The following is a 16,235-nucleotide window of genomic DNA, read 5'->3' as shown; positions in this document are numbered from 1 at the left end:
GCTAACCCCGCGATGAATTCGGCACGTACGGCGGGTCACCGAAAGACCCCCTGGTAGTCAAGGCCCTATCCGGTAACAATCACGCCGCGTGCCGCTTCCGTCACTGACTGGCGGTGGGGTCGGAGCCGGCGTCCAGCGCCTGCCACAGCTCCCGGTCCGGGTCGCTCACCCGCCTGGCCTGCGACGGGGCCTGGTATTTCGCCCCGAGCCGGGGCATCCGGTGGCCGGATCGGACCAACAGGACACCCGCCAGCGTCACGGCCAGCCCGGCCAGCACCGCGATGCCGTGACCCGCCGCGATCGTCGCGAAGGGGTAGGCATCGGGGTGCGTGCTGAAGACTTCGTTCGCTCCGTCGAAGGCGAGCCAGACCGTCCAGACGCCGACGAGGAAGACCACCCCGCCGGCGATCCGCCGCACCAGGCCGCCGGTCGCCACCACCGCGGCGATCAGCGCCAGCGACAGCAGGGCCAGCGGCACCAGCGCGGCCTCCCGCTCCGAGCCGGTGAGCTTGGTGGTGACCACCCCGGCCAGCGGGTCGCTGTGCTGCGTCCACGACCACGTCATCAGCGACGACGCCCACAGCAGCAGCGAGGCCAGCGCCAGCAGCCCAACTACCGTCCAGAGTGGACGCCGGTCAGACATCGGCGGTCACCGACTCGCGGGCCGGCCGCAGCGTCTCCGCGGTGGCGATGGCGGCGAGCACCGCGCGCGCCTTGTTCAGGCACTCGGTGTCCTCCGCCTGCGGGTTCGAGTCGGCCACGATGCCCGCGCCGGCCTGCACGTACGCCACGCCGTCGCGGACCAGGGCCGTGCGGATGGCGATCGCCGTGTCGCCGTCGCCGGCGAAGTCCAGGTAGCCGACGATGCCGCCGTACAGGCCGCGCCGGGTCGGCTCCAGCTCCTCGATCAGCTCCATGGCACGGGGTTTCGGCGCGCCGGACAACGTGCCGGCCGGGAAGCAGGCCGTCAGCGCGTCGAAGGCGGTGCGGCCCTCGTCCAGCTCGCCGGTGACCGTGGACACGATGTGCATGACGTGGCTGTACCGCTCGACCTTGAAGAAGTCGACCACGTGCACGGAGCCGGGGCGGCAGACCCGGCCCAGGTCGTTGCGGCCCAGGTCGACCAGCATCAGGTGCTCGGCGCGTTCCTTGGCGTCGGAGAGCAGGTCCTTCTCCAGCAACGCGTCCTCGTCGGCGTCCGCGCCGCGCCAGCGGGTGCCGGCGATCGGGTGCGCGGTCGCCTTGCCCTCGCGCACCGTGACCAGCGCCTCCGGGCTCGCGCCGACGATGTCGAAGCCCTCCAGCCGCAGCAGGTACATGTACGGGCTGGGGTTGGTCGTGCGCAGCACCCGGTAGACGTCCAGGGCGTCGGCGGTGGTGTCCATCTCGAACCGCTGCGACAGCACGACCTGGAACGCCTCGCCGGCGCGGATGGCCTCCTTGGCCGTCTCCACGGCCGCGCCGAACTCCTCGGACGTGCGGCGGCGGCGCATCCGCACCTCGGCCGGCCGCAGCACCGACGCCGTCGGCGGGGTCTCCGTGGACAGTTCCTCGGTCATCTGGTCCAGCCGGCGGACGGCGTCGTCGTACGCGGCGTCGACCCGCTCCGGGGAGTCGTCCCAGTTGACGGCGTTGGCGATCAGCGTGATGGAGCCGGAGTGGTGGTCCAGCGCCGCCAGGTCGGTGGCCAGCAGCATCACCATCTCGGGGATCTGCAGGTCGTTCTCGGCCAGCTCCGGCAGGCGCTCCAGCCGGCGCACCGCGTCGTAGCCGATGAAGCCGACCATGCCGCCCGTCAGCGGCGGCAGGTCGGGCAGCGGGTCCGTGCGCAGGATCTCGATCGTCTCGCGCAGGGCCTGCAGCGGGTCGCCGCCGCGGGGCAGGCCCACCGGGGGCTTGCCGGTCCACGCCGCCTCGCCGTCCAGCACGGTCAGCGCCGCCGGGCTGCGCACGCCCACGAAGGACCAGCGCGACCAGGAGCGGCCGTTCTCGGCTGACTCCAGCAGGAAGGTGCCCGGCCGGTCGGCGGCGAGCTTGCGGTACACCCCCACCGGCGTCTCGGCGTCCGCCAGCAGGCGGCGGACGACCGGGATGACCCTGCGCTGCGCCGCCAGCGCGCGGAACTCCTCGCGGCTGGGACTGACCTCCCCGAAGGCACTGACCATGGCTGCCATTCTGCTCCATGAGGTTGACGCCGTGACGATCCGACCCTAGATTTCAATGGTTGTTGAAATTAGGAGTGGACGTGACCGATCCGAAGCGGCGGGGCCGCCGGCCCGCCGGCGAGGACACCAAGGCCGCCCTGCTCGCGGCCGCCCGGGAGGTCTTCACCGAACAGGGTTTCGACGGCGCCACGGTACGCGCCATCGCCGCCCGGGCGGAGGTCGATCCCGCCATGGTCAACCACTGGTTCGGCGGCAAGCAGGGCCTGTTCGCGGCGGCCGTGCAGCTGCCCATCACCCCCGAGTGGATCAAGGAGCACGTGTTCGCCGGTCCCGTCGATGAGCTGGCCGTACGGGTCGTGCGGCAGTTCCTCGCCGTGTGGGACAACACCGGTGGCGGGGCCTTCGCCACGCTCGTGCGCAGCGCCGCCACGCAGGAGTCGGCGGCCCAGATGCTGCGGGAGTTCATCACCGCCGTATTCGGGGGCATGCTTCGTGAACTCGGCGTCGATCAACCCGAACTCCGGCTCGCCCTGTTCGGGTCCCAGCTGTCCGGACTCGGCCTGGCCCGGTACGTGATCCGGCTGGAGCCGCTGGCCTCCGCCGACGTGGAGACGCTCGTGGCCACCATCGGGCCGACGCTGCAGCGTTACCTGACCGGAAAACTCTGAGTCACAGCAGCTTGACGGCGTCGAAACAGGTGCGGTCGCCCGTGTGACAGGCCCCGCCCTCCTGGTCGACCACCAACAGCACCGTGTCTCCGTCACAATCGAGCCGCACTTCGTGCACTCGCTGCGTGTGGCCCGAGGTTTCACCCTTGATCCACTGCTGGTTGCGGCTGCGGGAGAAGTACGTCGCCTCACGGGTGGTCAGCGTGCGGTGCAGCGCGGCGTCGTCCATCCACGCCACCATCAGCACCTCGCCGGTGCCGCGCTGCTGCGCCACGGCACACACCAGGCCCTCGGCGTTTCGCTTGAGCCGCTTGGCGATCTCGGGGTCGAGCGTGTCGGTCACGTTGTGCTTCCCATGTGTCGACGGGCGGGGAGGGTGATCTGCATGACGAGGGAGTACACGGTCGCGGCGGCCAGCACCCCGGACAGCACCGCGATCCACACGTCGACGGCCAGCAGCGCGAACGAGGCGTACAGCACCGCGACGAGGATCGTCCACAGTAGAGCCGGGATCCGCACCGGCCGCACGCCGCCGAGCAGCCCCGCCCCGAGGCCGAGGCTGATCACCGCGACCGGCGCCGGCAGGATGATCGAGCCGAGGTCGCCGACCTGGATGCCGAGGACCAGGAACGTCAGCAGGAACACCAGTCCCCCGCCGGCCAGGACCAGGGACGCGATCTTGATCTCCACCGGGGCGGACGCCCCGGGCAGCACCTGTCTCACCGGGCCACCGCCCGGGCGGCCAGCAGCTCAGCCTTCACCGGACCACCACTCCCGCGCCCCTGAGCTCGTCCTTCACCTCGCCGATGCTGAGCGTGCCGAAGTGGAACACGCTCGCCGCGAGCACCGCGTCCGCGCCGGCCTCGATCGCCGGCGGGAAGTGGTCGACCTGGCCGGCGCCGCCGCTGGCGATCAGCGGCACGCTCACCACCGACCGCACCAGCCGGATCAGCTCCAGGTCGAAGCCGGCCTTCGTGCCGTCGGCGTCCATCGAGTTGAGCAGGATCTCGCCGACGCCCAACTCCTGGCCCCGGGCCGCCCACTCGACGGCGTCGATGCCCGTGCCGCGACGGCCACCGTGGGTCGTGACCTCGAAGCCCGACGCCGTCGGCTGGCCGTCCGCCGGCACCCGCCGCGCGTCCACCGACAGCACGATGCACTGCGCGCCGAACCGCTGCGACGCCTCGCGCAGCAGCTCCGGCCGGGCGATCGCGGCCGTGTTGATGCTGACCTTGTCCGCGCCCGCGCGCAGCAGCCGGTCCACGTCCTCCGGCGCGCGCACCCCGCCGCCGACCGTGAGCGGGATGAACACCTGCTCGGCCGTGCGCCGGACCACGTCGTAGGTTGTCTCCCGGTCCGAGGACGAGGCCGTCACGTCCAGGAAGGTCAGCTCGTCCGCGCCGGCCGCGTCGTAGGCGGCGGCCAGCTCGACCGGGTCGCCCGCGTCCCGCAGGTCGGTGAAGTTGACGCCTTTGACGACACGGCCCCGGTCGACGTCGAGACAGGGGATGACACGGACTGCGACGGGCATACCCCCAGCCTACGGGCCCGCCAGCAGGTGCCGTAGGTAGCGGTCCGGGTCGGCGAGGAACTCGCGGGTCAGCCGCACCGGCAGCGCCGTGTCGAAGTCCACCCGCTCGACCGCGCCGTCCTCCCCGACCTCCAGGATCGCCGCCCCCGGCAGCGACAGCAGGATCGGCGAGTGGGTCGCCACGATCAGCTGGCAGTCCTGCTCCACCAGGTCCGCCATCCTCGCCACCAGGGCCAGGCAGCCCCGCACCGACAGCGCCGCCTCCGGCTCGTCCAGGATGTACAGGCCGTTCGGGCCGAAGCGGTGCGTCACCAGGTCCAGAAAGGACTCTCCGTGCGACCGCTCGTGCGGCGAGCGGCCGCCGTAGTGCTGGATCGAGTCGTGGCCCAGCCGCTCGATCTCCGTCGCCACGTTGTAGTACGACTCCGCCCTGAGGAAGAAACCCGTCCTGGGCTTTCCGATCCCCCGGCTCAGCGTCAGGTAGTCCCCCAGCGACGATTCCGTCGCCCGCGTCGCGAACCGGAAATCCTGGCTGCCGCCCTCCGGGTTGAAGCCCGCCGCCACCGCGATCGCCTCCACCAGCGTGGACTTCCCGGCCCCGTTCTCCCCGATCAGGAACGTGACGCCGGCCCCGAGGTCGATACCGTCCGCTTTGGACAGCCACCGCACCACCGGCAGTGTGAAGGGGTAGCGCCCGGTCGACGGCTCGTCGAGCCGCACACGGCGGATGAACAGGCCGGCCACGCCCCCAGGCTACGTGGGCCGGATCAGGGCGTTCAGGTCGATGCGCACCGGGAACGGCACCGACGTGGTGAACACACCGGTGACGCCGCCGTTGTCCTGGTATCCGAACTCCCCGGCCAGATGGCACTCGACCAGCGAGACGGGCTCGTTCACATCGATGATCCAGTAGTGCGAAATACCAGCGTCGGCGTATTCGCCACGTTTGGTGAGATTGTCCATACGGACCGATCCCGGCGACACAACCTCAACCACCAGCCGCACTTCGGAGGCTCGCAGTAGCGTGCCCTCTCCGTCGGCCCGTTCGTAGGCCGCTTTGTCCACGACAACCAGATCCGGGCGACGCACCTGGCCTGGACCGTTCACTGGGAACAGCTCCAGGTTGATGTCGATGTCCGGCAACCCGTACAGGCCAGCGGGCAGCTGCGGCTTCAACTGGCCGCGAAGCTCGGCCGCCGCCAGCGCGTGGCGCGGCCGCGGTGACGGGCTCATCACGAGTGAGCCCTCCTGGAGTTCCCAGCGGTGTTCGGTGTCTTCGGGCAGGCGTTCATACTCGGCAATCGTCAGGGGGTGATCGAACTCGGGCGGCATGTGCCAGCCCCGGGGCGACGCAGTCACCGGTAACTCCTCACGTCTGTCCGCAGCCTGCCACGCCATGATCTCCCATCCCCCGTCCGAGCGGGCAGTTCCCTCGCCGGAGACGACTGAATACCAAGTTTCGGGGCTCCTACCGTGACCGAGCGTGGCCTGTCGCTGATCACGAATATCGGGCTGCGCGTGGCGATCTACCCGACGGGACTGTGGGCGGTCGGCATTCTCCTGCCGCTGGCGCTCATGCCGGGTGAACTGTTCAGCGGTCCCGACCACATGCCGACACTGGAGGGCCAGTACGTGCTCAAGGACCTCGTTCTGCTGGCGGCGACATTGGTCATCGCGGACGCCACGGCGCACCGCACCCACGGCGCCTCCGGCCACTGGATCCAGTCGTCAACCAAAGGTTGACAACGTGGCCGGAGTCAACCTAACGTTGACGGCATGACGATGCCACGACTCGACGACATGATCAACCTGGTCGCCACCCTGCACCCGGACGGCGACCCGCTGGCCCGGCTGGCCGAGGCGGTGCAGCAGGCGGACCGCCTCGGCGAGCTGTCCGACCACCTGGTCGGGCACTTCGTCGACCAGGCCCGCCGGGCCGGCGCCACCTGGACCGACATCGGTCGCAGCATGGGCGTGACCAAGCAGGCCGCGCAGAAACGCTTCGTGCCCAAGGACGAGCCGATGGACTGGGGCCCGTTCAGCCGGTTCACCGACTACGCCCGGCGCGTCGTCGCCCAGTCCCAGGCCGAGGCCCAGTCCGCCGGCCACGGCTACATCGGCACCGAGCACGTGCTGATCGCGCTGATCTCACTGCCGGAGGGCCTGGCCGCGCAAGCCCTGATCGCGCAGGGCATCACCGAGGAGCAGGTCCGCGCCGCGGTGAAGGTCGCGGCGCCGGCCGGAGGCGAGACCGTCACCGGGCACATCCCGTTCACGCCGCGGGTGCGCAAGGTGCTGGAGCTGGCCGTGCGCGAGGCGCTGCGCCTCGAACACAACTTCATCGGCACCGAGCACGTGCTGCTGGGCCTGCTGGCCGAGGGCGACGGCGTCGGCGCGAAGGTGCTCACCGGCCTCGGCGTCGACACCGAGGAACTGGAGCGCTACATCGTGGCCAAGCTCAGCGAACTGCTGCGAGAGCGTCAGGGAGAGTGAACGCGCCGGCGTAGAGGGCCTTGCCGACGATCGCGCCCTCGACGCCGTCCGCGGCCAGTCCCGACAGCGCGACCAGATCGTCCACACTGGACACACCGCCGGACGCGATCACGGGGGCGTCCGTCCGGTCGCAGACCGCGCGCAGCAGCTCCAGGTTGGGGCCGCGCAGCGTGCCGTCCTTGCTCACGTCGGTCACCACGTACCGGGAGCAGCCGTCCCGGTCCAGCCGCTCGAGCACGTCCCACAGGTCGCCGCCGTCGCTGGTCCAGCCCCGGGCGGCCAGCCGGTGGCCCTGCTCGGTGATCCGGACGTCCAGCCCGACCGCCACCTTGTCGCCGTGCTCGGCGATCGCCTTGGCGCACCACTGCGGGTTCTCCAGCGCGGCGGTGCCGAGGTTGACCCGGGTGCAGCCGGTGGACAGCGCGGCGGCGAGCGACTCGTCGTCGCGGATGCCGCCGGACAGCTCCACCTTCACGTCGAGCTTGCCGACGACACCGGCGAGCAGCTCACGGTTGGAACCGCGGCCGAACGCGGCGTCGAGGTCGACGAGATGGATCCACTCGGCGCCGTCGTTCTGCCACGCGAGCGCGGCTTCCAGCGGGTCGCCGTAGGAGGTCTCGGTGCCGGCCTCGCCCTGGACCAGTCGCACCGCCTTGCCGTCGGCGACGTCGACGGCGGGGAGCAGGTAGAACGTCACGGGCAGGACCCTATCGCGTGCTGGCGAGCCAGTTCTCCAGCAGGTGCGCGCCGGCGTCGCCGGACTTCTCCGGGTGGAACTGGGTGGCGCACAGCGCGCCGTTCTCCACGGCGGCGACGAAGTCCTCGCCGTGGTTGGCCCACGTCACCAGCGGCGCCTTGAGCGTGCTGTCCGGCACCAGCTCCCACTTGCGCACGCCGTAGGAGTGCACGAAGTAGAACCGGGCGTCGTCGTCGAGGCCGTCGAACAACACCGAGCCCTCGGCGGCGCGCACGGTGTTCCAGCCCATGTGCGGCAGCACTTCCGCGTGCAGTCGCTCGACGGTGCCCGGCCACTCGCCGCAGCCGGCGGACTCGATGCCGTGCTCGACGCCGCGCTCGAAGAGGATCTGCATGCCGACGCAGATGCCCAGCACCGGCCGGCCGCCGGCCAGCCGCTCGCCGATGATCCGGGCGCCCCGGACGGCGTTGAGGCCCGTCATGCAGGCCGCGTACGCGCCGACGCCGGGCACCACGAGGGCGTCCGCGGCGAGCGCGGCCCGATGGTCGGCGGTCACCTCGACGTCGGCGCCGACGCGGCGCAGCGCGCGCTCGGCCGAGCGGAGGTTGCCTGATCCATAATCCAGCACGACTACACGGGGCACGAACACAGCTTAGAGGGCCGATTCCACCGTGATCTACATCACGGTACGGAGCGTGTTCTCCCCGGCAGACCAACCATTCGGGCGGCTCGTCCGTCTAACGGGCTATGCCCGGTGTCGTACCGTAGCCGGCTGCTGATGCCGTCGGACCGTCGAAGGAACGCACTGTGACCGAGCTTGCGAGGGAGCCATCCAACACTGCGACCTTGGTCGCAGACCTTCGTGCTCCGAGCGTTAGCGAGGAAGGTCTGTGACACAGCTGGCCTCCGTTGGCCGATCCACGAGCACCGGGACCGCGTCGCTGGGTGGCCGCCTGCCGTCGCTGACCGGCCTGCGCTGGGTCGCCGCCTTCCTCGTGTTCGGCATGCACGTCCGCAACTTCGGCTTCTTCGGCCCCGGCCCGGCCGCCAACGTGATGGCCACGGTGTTCCAGGCCGGCGGCACCGGCGTCTCGTTCTTCTTCATCCTCTCCGGCTTCGTCCTGATGTGGTCGTCCCGGCCGAAGGACACCGCGCTGGGCTTCCTGCGCCGCCGGGTCGCCCGGATCTACCCGGTGCACCTGGTCTGCGTGGCGATCGCGCTGGTGCTGGCGCTGACCATCGGCTCGGAGATGGTGCCGACGGCCGGCCAGCTGGTGACGAACGTGCTGCTGCTGCACTCGTGGTCGCCGGACTACGCGTACTACCAGAGCCTGGACCCGGTCAGCTGGTCACTGGTCTGCGAGCTGCTGTTCTACGTGTCGTTTCCGCTGTTCGGGCGGCTCGCCCGGCACCTGCAGGCCCGCGGCGCGGTGGTGTTCGCGGCGGTCAGCGCGCTGGCGGTGATCGCGGTGCCGATCGCCGTCACGGTGCACCCGATCTCGTGGCCGATCTACTTCTTCCCGCTGGCCCGGCTGGGCGAGTTCACCCTCGGCATCGCGCTGGCCCGGCTGGTGATGCTGGGCCGGTGGCACGGCCCGGGCCTGGACGTCGCCCTCGGCGTGACGCTGATCGGCTACTTCGTGGTGCCCGCGCTGCCCGGCGCGTTCGGCAACACCTTCTGCACGCTGCTCGGCTTCAGCCTGCTCATCCCGGCCGCCGCGACGGCCGACCTGCGCGGCACCCACTCGGTGTGGCGGCAGCCGGTGATGGAACGGCTCGGCGAGTGGTCGTTCTCGTTCTACATGGTGCACGTGATGGTGCTCAGCGCCGTGAAGACGCTGCTGCCCGGCACGATCTCGCTCAGCGCGCCGGCCGGGCTGGTGGTCGTGCTGGCGATGTTCGGCGTGAGCCTCGGCCTGTCCTGGGCGCTGTTCACGTTCGTCGAGACGCCGGGCCGCAAGCTGATCGCCGGCGGCCGGCGCAAGAAGAGGGTTACGACGGCGCCATCCCCTGCGTGACCGGCACGACCGGCAGCACGGTGTTCAGCGGGGCCTCCTTCACGGCCTTGCGGCTCGCGTCGGACGGCAGCTTGGCCAGCCACGCGTCGGCGTGACCGGCGTCGACCAGCGACGCCACCAGCGCCACGTCGTCCCGGCCGGCGGCGGTGAACAGCGCCGCCAGCGCCTGCGGACCGCCGGACGGCCAGTCCTGCACGCGTTCGAGCATCGCCTGGTCGGCAGCGTCCAGTGTCTCGCCGAACCGGCGCGCCACCGCGTCGTGCCGGCTGCGCTGGTCGCGCTTGTCGCTGTGGACCAGGAACATGCCGCGCAGCAGGATCCGCGCCACCCCGCCGCGCGGGTTCGTCGCCTCCAGCAGCTTGAGCACGTCGCGGTGGGCGCCCCAGGCCCAGCCGTACAGGGCCTTGTCGTAGATGGGGTGCGCGGTGACGGCGTTGTCGTCCCAGCGCACGGCCAGCGCCCGCTCGCCGATGCGCAGGCAGGTGCGCGCCAGCGCCACCGCGCGCGGGAAGCGCGCCGCCGGCGCGGGCAGCACCACGGTGCCGGAGCCCACGGGGACCAGCACCGCCGGCCCCTCGCCCTCCTCGTGCAGCCGCATCTGCAGCTTGGCGGTCGGCACGGGGGTCCAGATGAGCGTCCTAGCGGTCACGGGCGAACATTCTGCCAAGATCGTCCGCGTCGCACCCCGCGTGCCGGCCGTTGAAGCCCAATCGCAGCCTTGCCGGCCGGGTGTCGATCGATGCCGTCGAACGGGCGTAAAACCGTGGTCGATGGATACGGCCGGCGGGTCGCCCGGCCGATCGGGTGACCACCAATTTGCCCAGTCCACTTGCTGCTAGCGTGACTGCGATGGCGTCGGCGGAGCGGAGTTGCGCGGTCTGCGGGAAGGGGCTCGCCGACCAGCAACGCGTGCGCTACTGCTCGAACGCGTGCCGCCAGCGGGCCTATCGCCGGCGGGCCACATCGGCGACGCGGGCCGCGATCCCGTCCGCGGTGAACTCCGACATCCCGGGTGCGTTGCCGGCGTTGGTGGACAGCTTCGTCGGCCGCCGCCCGGAGATCGAGCGGCTGACCCACCTGCTCGGGCAGCGCCGGTTGATCACGCTGGTCGGGCCGGCCGGCGTCGGCAAGACCCGGCTCGCGCTCGAGGTGGCCGGCCGGCTGCCGCAGCGGGCGGTGCTGGTCGAGTTGGACACCCTCGACGACGGCGACCGCATCACCCAGGTCATCGCCGGCGCCTTCGGCGTGCGCGAACTGCCGGGACGGACCATCAGCGACGCCCTGCTCGACGTGCTGCGCGGCACCCGGACGCTGCTCGTGCTGGACAACTGCGAGCACCTGGTGGACGCCAGCGCCCGGTTCGTCGACCTCGCGCTGCGGCGGTGCCGTGGCCTGCGGGTGCTGGCCACGAGCCGGGAAGCGCTGGCCATCTCCGGCGAGCTGGTGTTCTCCGTCGACGGCCTGGCGCTGCCCAGCGGGGAGTCCGATCCGATGCGCAGCGACGCCGTGCGGCTGTTCGTGGACCGCGCGCGTGAGCGTGACAAGGACTTCGCGCTCGACGACGACACCGTCGGGCAGATCGCGGCCGTGTGCGCCGAACTGGACGGCAGCCCGCTGGCGATCGAGCTCGCCGCACACCGGATCCCGATGCTGTCGGTGGGTGCGATCCACGCCCGGCTGGCCGGCCGGCTCGAGCTGTTGACAACGCCGAACCGGACTGGATCCGCACGTCAACGCAGCCTTCGGCAGGCCATCGACTGGAGCCACCAGCTCCTCGGACCGGACGAGCAGGTCGTCTTCCGCCGGCTGTCGGTGTTGGCCGGTACGTTCGACCTGGACACCGCGATCGCGGTCTGCGCCGACGACGAGTTCCGCCCGGAGCAGGTGTTCGAGCTGGTCTTCCGGCTGCAGGCCGGCTCGCTGGTCACCGCGGCGGGCTCGTCGAGGCTGCGGATGCTGGAGTCCATCCGGTTGTACGCGCGGGAACGTCTCGACGCCTCCGACGACGGCGCCGCCACGCACGACCGGTTGACGAGGTGGCTGACCGAGCTCGCCCAGCCGCTGGTCCGGGAGCCCGTGTGGTTCCCGCTGGCGGCGCAGCGCCGATTGGAGGGATTGATCGACAACTTGATGGTGGCGGTGCGCTGGACCGCGTCGGCCGACGACGAGCGCAACGCGGTGCTCACCGTGGCCACCGTCCGCTGCTGGATGCCGCGGGGCTTCCTCACCGAGGGCCGCAAGCTGCTGCGGGCCGCTCTGGACCGGGTGCGGATCCGGCCCGTGCACCGCTGCCTGCTGCTGACGTACGCCGGCTATCTGGCGACCGTGCAGGGCGATTCCCGGGAGGGCGTCACCCATCTCGCCGAGGCGCTGGCGCTCGCCCGCTCCACCGGCGACCCCGTGCCGCTGATCGCCGCCCTGTACACGATGGGCGCGGTGTGCCAGGCCACCGAGCGGCTCGCCGACGCCAAGGAGCGCTTCACCGAGGCGTTGGAACTGGCCGAGGGACTACGGGATGAGACCGCCGTCGCCATGATGCTGGAGCGGCTGGCGTTGACCGCGCACTGGCAGGGCGAGCTGGACCGTGCCGACGAGCTCATCACCGCCGCGCTGCGCCGGTTCCGGGCCGGGCCGGTCTGTCACGGCATGAGCCTGGCGCTGCACACCGCCGGCACCATCGCGCTGCGCCGCGACAACCTGGCCGCCGCCGAGGAGTTCTTCGCCGACAGCCTGCGCAACGCACCCGCTTCGTGGCTGGAGGTTCCGTTCGCGCTGGAGGGTCTCGCCATGGCCGCCGGCCGGCGTGGGGACGGGGAACGCGCCATCCGCCTCTTCTGCGCCGCCCGCTACATCCGCGGCGGTGACCGGCTCTATGCCGAGCCCGCCTGGCGCCGTCAGGTCGAGAGCAGCCTCGGCGACTGGGGCGTGCCCGACGACGACGAGATCGACCGCATCGCCGAGGAGGTCGGGCGGCTCACCCGTGACCAGGTCATGGCCTACGCCCTGCACGGGGTCTGGGCTTCGCCTTCGGGTTCCTCCGGCCAGGATCTGGACGCCGACGAGCAGGAGGTCGCCGCCCTCGTCAGGGCCGGTCTCACCAATCCCGAGATCGCCGCGAGGTTGGGCGTGAGCGTGCGGACGGTGGCCTATCGGCTGCATCGCGTCCGTGCCAAGCTCGGCCTGCGCACCCGGGCCGATGTGGTGGCCTGGGGCGATCCCGGCGCACGGCGGATTCCGCCGGAGGAGACTTCGGTCAGCCGCTGAACATGCCGGCGCGGATCGACGGGTGGGTCCGGCGGGCGGCGGATGCCGCCGGAAGCCGCTTTCCGTCAGGCGCTGACGAGGCGGGCGTTGTGCGCGAGGATGGCGGCCTGCACCCGGTTGTCGCAGCTGAGCTTGGTGAGCAGGCGGCTGACGTGCGCCTTGACCGCCCCCTCGCTGAGGTAGAGCTTGCGCGCGATCTGGAGGTTGCCCATGCCCTGCGCGAGCAGGCCGAGCACCTCGCGTTCGCGGCCGGTGAGGTGGTTGACGAGGGTCCGGGCCCGCTCCACCGGCTCGGGGTCGATGTCGACGATCCGGTCGAGCACCCGCCGCGTGATCGCCGGCGACAGCATGGCCTCGCCGGCGGCGACGGCTCGTACGGCGGTGACGAGCTCCCGGGGACTGCCGTCCTTGAGCAGGAAGCCGGTGGCCCCGGCCCGCAGCGCCCGCCGGATGTGGCTGTCGTCGGCTACCGAGGTCAGCAGCACCACAGCGGTGGCCGGGGACAGCGCCCGGACCTGCTCGGTCGCGGCCAGCCCGTCCATGCCAGGCATCCGGACGTCCATCAGCAGCACTCTGGGCAGGTGCTTGCGCACGAGTTCGACGGCCCCCGGCCCACTGGCGGCCTCGGCCACGACCCGCACGTCCGGCGCCTGTTCGAGGACGCGGCGGATGCCGCCGCGCACCAGCGCCTCGGAGTCGACGACTCCCACGGTGATCGCTTGGTTCATACCCGTGATTGTGCGGGTCGACCGGCTGAATGAAAACCGTTGCGTAACGGTTTGCAGGGCTGCACGTAACGCGGAACCGGGTCCGGACCGCCGCTCCGACTCGACTGTAGGCCCCGGCTGCCCGGACAACCGGTGAACTGGTCGGAAGATACGGGGCCGGGACGGGCATCGTGTCCGGCCGACGATTGCCGCCGCCGATGGGCGTCATCAGGATGGGACACATGGAGGCAGCTGTCGCCGGTGATCCGCTGGGTTTCCTCGGTTCGCTGGCGGCCGGCGGCCGACCCGGCATGACCGAGCTCTACATCGGGCCGCGGCTGGTGCACGCGGTCACCGCGCCCGAACTGGTCCGGTCCGTGCTGATCACCGACCCGAAGCGGTACGACAGCGGCGCCGACCGGGGCCGCCGGCCCACCGAGGGCGACCTGACCGGGCGCGTCGCGACCGTCGCCGAGCGGACGCGGCGGCTGACCGAGCACTGGCGGCCCGGCGCGGAGCTGGACGTGAACTCGGCGATGGCGCGATACGAGCCGGTGGACCGCGGACCGATCTCCTGCCCGTCGACGATCACCTTGCTGATGCAACGGTTCTTTCCGACGACGGAGCCGGGCCGCGGCTGCCTGGCGGCGTTGGTGGCGGCGACGCTGGCCTGGACGTGGCACGAGTTGGCCTCGCATCCGCACGCACTGGCCCGGTTGCACGCCGAGGTGGACACGGTCCTCGCGGGCCGCCGTGTCACCGCAACGGACGTGGCGAACCTCCGCTACACCCGACGCGTTGTGAGCGAGGTGGTGCGCCTGCATCCGGTGTTGCTGGTGATGCGCACGGTGGTGAAACCCGTTCGGCTGGGCGGAATCCGGCTGGCCCCCGGCGCGGAACTGCTGCTGCGGCCGCATTCGCTGCACCGGGATGCCGAGCTGTACGAGAATCCGGACGCGTTCGATCCGGACCGCTGGCGGGCGGACCGCTGCGCGCACCTGCCGCGGGGCGCGTTCGTGCCGTTCGGGTGCGACGACCGCGGCGCGTTCCTGTGGACGGAGTTGACGGTCGCGGTCGCCACGATCGCGGCGCGTTGGCAGCTGCTGCCGACTCTCGGGCGGGTGCGGCCGAGCATTGCGGTGGTGGAGCGACCCGATCGGCTCGTCATGGTGTCACAACAGCGAGGCGTGTGAGCGTTCGAGTTAACTCCAGGTTAGGCTCAACGGGTGGTGAAACTCCCCGACTGGCTGTCCATCGGCCAGGTGTCCGAACGCAGCGGAGTCGCGCAGACCGCATTGCGGTTCTACGAGGAACGCGGCCTGATCGCCGCCGAGCGCACGGCCGGCAACCAGCGCCGTTACCCGCGCTCGGTGCTTCGCCGGCTGGCGTTCATCCGCACGGCGCAACGGGTCGGACTCAGCCTGGAGGACATCGGGGCCGCACTGGCGACGCTGCCCGAGCAGCGCACGCCGACCAAGGCGGACTGGGCGCGACTGTCGCGGGAGTGGAAGACCGAGCTGGAGGCCAGAATCGACTCCCTGCAACGACTTCGCGACAAGTTGGAGGGATGCGTGGGCTGCGGCTGCCTGTCGCTGCGGGTGTGCACGCTGGTCAACGCCGAGGATCGGATGGCCGACTACGGTCCGGGAGCGCCCCGCCTGCGCGCTGCCGCCGAGGGAGGTATCGACTGAGTGGTCGCGCCCACCACACAGTGATCACCGTTGCGCCATAAGGATGCAGCTGACCGCGCCTGCTTGAAGGCGGGTGCCGGCAGTCGCAGACTGGACACGTGAAGGTCATCTCGGACGCCGACGTGCGCGCCACCCTGCTTGCCGGGGCGGCCGTCCGCGTTTCCCGAGACGCCCTCGTGGACGCCTACCGCGGCACGCTCAAGGCCCCGCCGCGCACCGGGATCGACGTCGGCTCAACGGAACTCGTGTTCACTGTCGGCGGAAATGCTTCCGGCACCGTGGGTTTCCGCTGCTACGGCCTGTGGCCCGGGCACGCCGACCAGCTGGTTGCCGTGTGGGACAACAAGGGCTCGCTGCGCGGCGTGGTCGTCGGCACCGCACTGGGTGCGCTGCGCACCGGCGCGCTCGGCGGCGCGGCCGTCGACGCGCTGGCCAAGCACGACGCCTCGGTGTGTGCGGTCATCGGTTCCGGCACGCAGTCGTGGGCGCAGCTGTGGGCCGCCTGCTCCGTTCGCACCTTCAGCGAGGTCCGTGTCAGCTCGCCGACTCCGGCGAACAGGGCCAAGTTCGCCGCGCGGGCCCGGGACGAGCTCGGGTTGAACGCCATCGACCTGGCCGACTCCGTCGAGGCCGTGCGGGACGCCGACGTGGTTCTGGTGGCAACCAAGTCGGCCCGGCCGGTGCTGCCGGCGACCGCGTTCGCCCCCGGCTGCCACGTCAACACCATCGGACCGAAGCTGCGCGGCGCCAGCGAACTCCCGCCCGAGCTGGCCAGCGTGGCCGCGATCGTGGCCAGCGACTCGCCCGCGCAGGCCGCCGCCTACGGCAACCCGTTCTTCACCGGCCGCAAGCTGGCCCACCTGGGCGGCATCATCGACGGCGACCTGCCCGGCCGGATCAGCGAGGGCCAGATCACCCTGTTCTGCTCGACCGGCCTGGCCGGCACCGACGTGCTGCTCGCCGACCACGTGATGAACGAGCTCGACCTGGCCGGCTGAATT

General features: G+C 71.3%; 19 protein-coding genes. 8 read left to right on the top strand and 11 right to left on the bottom strand.

What is annotated here, in order from left to right:
- Positions 1–100: 100 nt before the first annotated feature.
- Positions 101–643: a Trp biosynthesis-associated membrane protein gene (locus tag BJ998_RS27690; RefSeq protein ID WP_184866275.1), complete on the bottom strand. Its 543-nt coding sequence runs from the start codon at positions 641–643 to the stop codon at positions 101–103.
- Positions 636–2,165 (bottom strand): anthranilate synthase component I, encoded by a 1,530-nt coding sequence (locus BJ998_RS27685; protein ID WP_246488665.1) that lies wholly within the window; start codon positions 2,163–2,165, stop codon positions 636–638. The genes BJ998_RS27690 and BJ998_RS27685 overlap by 8 nt, the downstream gene beginning before the upstream one ends.
- Before the next feature lie 80 nt (positions 2,166–2,245).
- On the opposite strand from BJ998_RS27685, the gene BJ998_RS27680 reads away from it, so the two are divergent.
- Positions 2,246–2,833, top strand: a complete 588-nt coding sequence (locus BJ998_RS27680; protein WP_312890361.1) for a TetR/AcrR family transcriptional regulator — start codon at positions 2,246–2,248, stop codon at positions 2,831–2,833.
- A gap of 1 nt (position 2,834) precedes the next feature.
- Here the strand turns inward: BJ998_RS27680 and hisI are convergent, their stop codons facing one another.
- The 5 genes from hisI to BJ998_RS27655 are packed head-to-tail and all read right to left on the bottom strand — an operon-like array spanning position 2,835 to position 5,723.
- Entirely contained in the window at positions 2,835–3,176 is a 342-nt protein-coding gene (gene hisI / locus BJ998_RS27675) for a phosphoribosyl-AMP cyclohydrolase (RefSeq protein WP_184866271.1), read from the bottom strand.
- On the bottom strand, positions 3,173–3,556 hold the full coding sequence (locus BJ998_RS27670) for a hypothetical protein (RefSeq protein ID WP_184866269.1): 384 nt from the start codon (positions 3,554–3,556) through the stop codon (positions 3,173–3,175). Before BJ998_RS27670 ends, hisI begins: the two co-directional genes overlap by 4 nt.
- Before the next feature lie 34 nt (positions 3,557–3,590).
- Positions 3,591–4,364: an imidazole glycerol phosphate synthase subunit HisF gene (gene hisF / locus BJ998_RS27665; RefSeq protein WP_184866267.1), complete on the bottom strand. Its 774-nt coding sequence runs from the start codon at positions 4,362–4,364 to the stop codon at positions 3,591–3,593.
- A 9-nt stretch (positions 4,365–4,373) separates the two neighbouring features.
- Positions 4,374–5,108 carry an AAA family ATPase gene (locus BJ998_RS27660; RefSeq protein ID WP_312890360.1) on the bottom strand — a complete coding sequence of 245 codons (735 nt, stop codon included), beginning with the start codon at positions 5,106–5,108 and terminating at the stop codon, positions 4,374–4,376.
- Between the two features lie 9 nt (positions 5,109–5,117).
- A complete protein-coding gene (locus BJ998_RS27655) occupies positions 5,118–5,723 on the bottom strand; it encodes a Uma2 family endonuclease (RefSeq protein WP_312890359.1) in 606 nt (201 codons plus the stop codon).
- Between the two features lie 114 nt (positions 5,724–5,837).
- Here BJ998_RS27655 and BJ998_RS27650 point away from each other — a divergent pair, with 114 nt between their 5' ends.
- Both BJ998_RS27650 and BJ998_RS27645 read left to right on the top strand, forming a co-directional pair.
- Positions 5,838–6,107, top strand: coding sequence for a hypothetical protein (locus tag BJ998_RS27650; protein ID WP_184866265.1), 270 nt, complete (start codon positions 5,838–5,840; stop codon positions 6,105–6,107).
- Positions 6,108–6,140: 33 nt separating this feature from the next.
- On the top strand, positions 6,141–6,857 hold the full coding sequence (locus tag BJ998_RS27645) for a Clp protease N-terminal domain-containing protein (RefSeq protein WP_184866263.1): 717 nt from the start codon (positions 6,141–6,143) through the stop codon (positions 6,855–6,857).
- Here BJ998_RS27645 and priA read toward each other — a convergent pair.
- On the bottom strand, positions 6,823–7,554 hold the full coding sequence (priA, locus tag BJ998_RS27640; RefSeq protein ID WP_184866261.1) for a bifunctional 1-(5-phosphoribosyl)-5-((5-phosphoribosylamino)methylideneamino)imidazole-4-carboxamide isomerase/phosphoribosylanthranilate isomerase PriA: 732 nt from the start codon (positions 7,552–7,554) through the stop codon (positions 6,823–6,825). The two genes, BJ998_RS27645 and priA, sit on opposite strands and share 35 nt — an antisense overlap.
- A 10-nt stretch (positions 7,555–7,564) precedes the next feature.
- A complete protein-coding gene (gene hisH / locus BJ998_RS27635; RefSeq protein ID WP_184866259.1) occupies positions 7,565–8,197 on the bottom strand; it encodes an imidazole glycerol phosphate synthase subunit HisH in 633 nt (210 codons plus the stop codon).
- Positions 8,198–8,444: 247 nt separating this feature from the next.
- On the opposite strand from hisH, the gene BJ998_RS27630 reads away from it, so the two are divergent.
- On the top strand, positions 8,445–9,572 hold the full coding sequence (locus tag BJ998_RS27630; protein WP_184866257.1) for an acyltransferase family protein: 1,128 nt from the start codon (positions 8,445–8,447) through the stop codon (positions 9,570–9,572).
- On the opposite strand, the gene BJ998_RS27625 is transcribed toward BJ998_RS27630, so the two are convergent.
- Positions 9,547–10,221 (bottom strand): hypothetical protein, encoded by a 675-nt coding sequence (locus BJ998_RS27625; RefSeq protein WP_184866256.1) that lies wholly within the window; start codon positions 10,219–10,221, stop codon positions 9,547–9,549. The two genes, BJ998_RS27630 and BJ998_RS27625, sit on opposite strands and share 26 nt — an antisense overlap.
- A gap of 200 nt (positions 10,222–10,421) precedes the next feature.
- Here BJ998_RS27625 and BJ998_RS27620 point away from each other — a divergent pair, with 200 nt between their 5' ends.
- The gene (locus BJ998_RS27620) at positions 10,422–12,836 is read left to right on the top strand and encodes an ATP-binding protein (protein WP_184866255.1); all 2,415 of its coding nucleotides are present in this window, start codon (positions 10,422–10,424) and stop codon (positions 12,834–12,836) included.
- A gap of 65 nt (positions 12,837–12,901) precedes the next feature.
- On the opposite strand, the gene BJ998_RS27615 is transcribed toward BJ998_RS27620, so the two are convergent.
- Positions 12,902–13,564, bottom strand: a complete 663-nt coding sequence (locus tag BJ998_RS27615) for a response regulator (protein ID WP_184866254.1) — start codon at positions 13,562–13,564, stop codon at positions 12,902–12,904.
- Positions 13,565–13,785: 221 nt separating this feature from the next.
- Here BJ998_RS27615 and BJ998_RS27610 point away from each other — a divergent pair, with 221 nt between their 5' ends.
- From BJ998_RS27610 to BJ998_RS27600, 3 genes are all read left to right on the top strand, one after another.
- Positions 13,786–14,736, top strand: a complete 951-nt coding sequence (locus tag BJ998_RS27610) for a cytochrome P450 (protein WP_184866253.1) — start codon at positions 13,786–13,788, stop codon at positions 14,734–14,736.
- Between the two features lie 33 nt (positions 14,737–14,769).
- Entirely contained in the window at positions 14,770–15,234 is a 465-nt protein-coding gene (gene soxR, locus BJ998_RS27605) for a redox-sensitive transcriptional activator SoxR (protein ID WP_184866252.1), read from the top strand.
- Positions 15,235–15,332: 98 nt separating this feature from the next.
- On the top strand, positions 15,333–16,232 hold the full coding sequence (locus BJ998_RS27600; protein WP_184866251.1) for an ornithine cyclodeaminase family protein: 900 nt from the start codon (positions 15,333–15,335) through the stop codon (positions 16,230–16,232).
- The last annotated feature ends 3 nt before the right edge of the window (positions 16,233–16,235 follow it).

The sequence above is a fragment of the Kutzneria kofuensis genome, from assembly GCF_014203355.1.
In the GTDB taxonomy this organism is placed as follows: Bacteria; Actinomycetota; Actinomycetes; order Mycobacteriales; family Pseudonocardiaceae; genus Kutzneria; species Kutzneria kofuensis.
Note: the sequence above shows the minus strand (reverse complement) of the source record. Positions and strands in the feature narration are given on the sequence as shown.

Bases quoted from the DNA above. Each gene is read 5' to 3' on its own strand.
- BJ998_RS27690 (WP_184866275.1), bottom strand. From the start codon at position 643: ATGTCTGACCGGCGTCCACTCTGGACGGTAGTTGGGCTGCTGGCGCTG.
- BJ998_RS27685 (WP_246488665.1), bottom strand. From the start codon at position 2,165: ATGGTCAGTGCCTTCGGGGAGGTCAGTCCCAGCCGCGAGGAGTTCCGC.
- hisF (WP_184866267.1), bottom strand. From the start codon at position 4,364: ATGCCCGTCGCAGTCCGTGTCATCCCCTGTCTCGACGTCGACCGGGGC.
- BJ998_RS27645 (WP_184866263.1), top strand. From the start codon at position 6,141: ATGACGATGCCACGACTCGACGACATGATCAACCTGGTCGCCACCCTG.
- BJ998_RS27620 (WP_184866255.1), top strand. From the start codon at position 10,422: ATGGCGTCGGCGGAGCGGAGTTGCGCGGTCTGCGGGAAGGGGCTCGCC.
- BJ998_RS27615 (WP_184866254.1), bottom strand. From the start codon at position 13,564: ATGAACCAAGCGATCACCGTGGGAGTCGTCGACTCCGAGGCGCTGGTG.
- BJ998_RS27610 (WP_184866253.1), top strand. From the start codon at position 13,786: ATGGAGGCAGCTGTCGCCGGTGATCCGCTGGGTTTCCTCGGTTCGCTG.